The following is a 2,836-nucleotide window of genomic DNA, read 5'->3' on the forward strand; positions in this document are numbered from 1 at the left end:
GCGGCAAGCCGCTGCTGGCCAACGACCCGCACCTGAAGCTCAGCGCGCCGTCGCTGTGGTACCTGGCGCGGCTCGATGCGCCCGGCTTCCACGTGGCCGGCGCGACGATGCCCGGCCTGCCGATCGTCGTGCTCGGCCAGAACGACCACATCGCCTGGGGCTTCACCAACACCGCGCCGGACGTGCAGGACCTCTACCTCGAACGCCTGCGCCCCGGCGACCCGACGCAGTACCAGACGCCCGATGGCTGGGCGGCGTTCGAGCGCACGACCGAGGTCATCCAGGTCAAGGGGCATCCCGACGTGACGGTGACCGTGCGCAGCAGCCGCCACGGGCCGGTGATCTCCGACGCGGGCGGCCCGACCGAGGGGCTGACCGGTGCGCCGAACGCGCCGGCCTATGCGCTGGCGATGCGCTGGACGGCCCTCGACGCCGACGCCGGGACGGCGGTCGATGCCGGCATCGGTTTCAACTCGGCGCGCTCGGTCGACGAGTTCATCGCGGCGTCGGCGGGCTACATCGCGCCGATGCAGAGCATGGTGGTGGMCGACACGCAGGGCCGCATCGCGATGGTGGCGCCCGGCCGCGTGCCGGTGCGCGGGCCCGGCCACGACCTGAAGGGGCTGGTGCCGGCACCGGGCTGGGAGGTGCGCTACGACTGGGTCGGCAGCGTGCCGGCCGGCGAGACGCCGCGCGAGATCGATCCGGCCCGCGGCTGGATCGCGACCGCGAACCAGCRCATCGTCGGCCCGGACTACCCGCATTTCCTGACCAGCGAGTGGGCGGTGCCGTACCGCCAGCAGCGCATCGAGCAGCTGTTGGCCGCGACGACCAAGCATTCGATCGCCAGCCTGCGGGCCATCCAGCGCGACCAGCTGTCGCTGGCGGCGCTGAAGCTGCTGCCGGTGCTGAAGCGCGCGGTGTCGCCCCACCCGCTGGCCGCGGCGGCGCAGCGTGAGTTGGCCTCGTTCGACGGCACGATGGCGGCCGACCGCGCGGCGCCGCTGATCCTGTCGGCCTGGGTGCGGCAGCTGACGCAGGCGGTGTTCAGCGACGAGCTCGGCGCCGCGCTGTACGAGCGGCAGCTCGGCAGCCGCAGCTTCCGCGAGGCGCTGGAAGGTGTGCTGGCGCGCCAGGACGGCTGGTGGTGCGATGACAAGGCGACGCCGGTGGTCGAGACCTGCGCGCAGCAGGTGGACGCGGCGTTCACGCGGGCGCTCGACGAGCTGCAGCAGTCGCAGGGCAGCGACGTGGCGAGCTGGCAATGGGGCCGGGCGCACCAGGCCCGGGCCGAGCACCGGCCGTTCAGCAAGGTGAAGGCGCTGGCACGCTGGTTCGAGCTGCGGGCGCCGGTGGGCGGCGACACCTACACCGTCAATGTGTCGCGTGTCGGCCTGCGGCCGGACGCGACGACCGGCGAGCTGTACCTGGCCGAGCACGGGCCGTCGCTGCGGGCGCTGTACGACCTGGGCGACCCGGCTCGCTCACGCTTCGTGCAGTCGAGCGGGCAATCGGGCATCGTGTTTTCGCCGCTGTACCGCAGCTTCGTCGAGCGCTGGGCGAAGGTGGATGACGTGCCGGTGTGGGGCACGCCGGCGGAGCACACGCTGGTGTTGTCGCCGCGCTGATCAGCGCTCCAACTGTGCGAGCTGGCCGACGATCTCCCGCGTGCTCATCAGCCGCACGCCCTGGGCGGCCAGCGCCTCGTTCTGGCGGGCGATGATCTCGTCGGCGCCCGAGGTGGCGTCGGGCCAGGTGCCGTGCGAGTCGCTCGCGAGGATCACGTCGTAGCCGAGCGCCAGCGCCGATTGCGAGGTGTGGGTGACGCAGACCTCGCTCTGCAGGCCGCACACCAGCAGCTGGTCGATGCATCGCCGTCACACCTGCCCAAACAGGGCCTTGCGCTGCGCGGTGTAGGCCCACCACGGCGCGGCGGGCGCGCCGCCCATGAAATCGGTGGCGGCCATGAAGGTGTCGAGCACGCACGGGTCGTGGCGCTGCCCGGTGATCGCGCACAGGCGCTGGTACAGCACGAAGGCATCCTTGCCGCGCAGGTCCTTCGGCTCCTGGATGCCGATCAGCCGCAGGTCGGCGGCCAGCGCGGGGCCGATGTTGGGCAGTTGCTCGAGCGCCTTGCACTCCGCGGCACTCGCCGCCTTGGGGGCCTTGATCACCACGGCGGCCTCCATCACAGCATGCTGTTGCGGATCAGGCCGACCGCCAACCCCTCGAGTTCGAAGTCGACATCGCCGAACGGCACGACGATGGGTTCGAAATCGGGGTTCTCCGGCAGCAGCTCGATGCTGGTGCGGGTGCGCTTGAAGCGCTTCACGGTGACCTCGTCGCCGAGCCGCGCGACGACGATCTGGCCGTTCTTCGCGTCCTTGGCCTTCTGCACCGCGAGCAGGTCGCCATCCATGATGCCGGCGTCGCGCATGCTCATGCCGCGCACCTTCAGCAGGAAATCGGGCCGGCGTGCGAACAGGCTGGCTTCCATCAGGTAGGTCTGGTCGATGTGCTCCTGCGCGAGGATCGGGCTGCCGGCCGCGACGCGCCCGACCAGCGGCAGTGTGAGCTGCGAGAGGCTGGGCAGCGGCAGGCTGAACTGCTTGCCGCGGCTCTGGTTCAGCGCGCGCAATGTGTCAGACTGCAGACGGATGCCGCGCGAGGTGCCGCCCACCAGCTCGATGACGCCCTTGCGGGCCAGCGCCTGCAGGTGTTCTTCGGCGGCGTTGGCCGACTTGAAGCCCAGCTCGTTCGCGATCTCGGCCCGGGTGGGCGGCGCACCGGTGCGCTCGATCGCGCTCTGCACCAGGTCGAGGATCTGCTGCTGGCG

The 2,836-nt window shown here is 71.5% G+C and carries 4 protein-coding genes; 1 reads left to right on the forward strand and 3 read right to left on the reverse strand.

The window, feature by feature from the left end; translation table 11 throughout:
• A partial coding sequence (locus tag AC1D15_RS25360; RefSeq protein WP_477828162.1) for a penicillin acylase family protein occupies positions 1–1,628 on the forward strand: 1,628 nt, incomplete at its 5' end.
• Here AC1D15_RS25360 and AC1D15_RS25365 read toward each other — a convergent pair.
• The 3 genes from AC1D15_RS25365 to lexA all read right to left on the reverse strand — a co-directional run.
• Positions 1,629–1,868, reverse strand: coding sequence for an isochorismatase family protein (locus AC1D15_RS25365; RefSeq protein ID WP_477828165.1), 240 nt, complete (start codon positions 1,866–1,868; stop codon positions 1,629–1,631). It abuts the gene before it with no gap.
• 9 nt (positions 1,869–1,877) lie between these two features.
• On the reverse strand, positions 1,878–2,189 hold the full coding sequence (locus AC1D15_RS25370; protein WP_477828163.1) for a helix-hairpin-helix domain-containing protein: 312 nt from the start codon (positions 2,187–2,189) through the stop codon (positions 1,878–1,880).
• Positions 2,189–2,836, reverse strand: a 648-nt coding sequence (gene lexA / locus AC1D15_RS25375) for a transcriptional repressor LexA (RefSeq protein ID WP_477828164.1), incomplete at its 5' end; no start/stop codon positions are given. The genes AC1D15_RS25370 and lexA, both read right to left, overlap by 1 nt.

It is taken from the genome of Rhizobacter sp. P2_H2 (assembly GCF_056403375.1).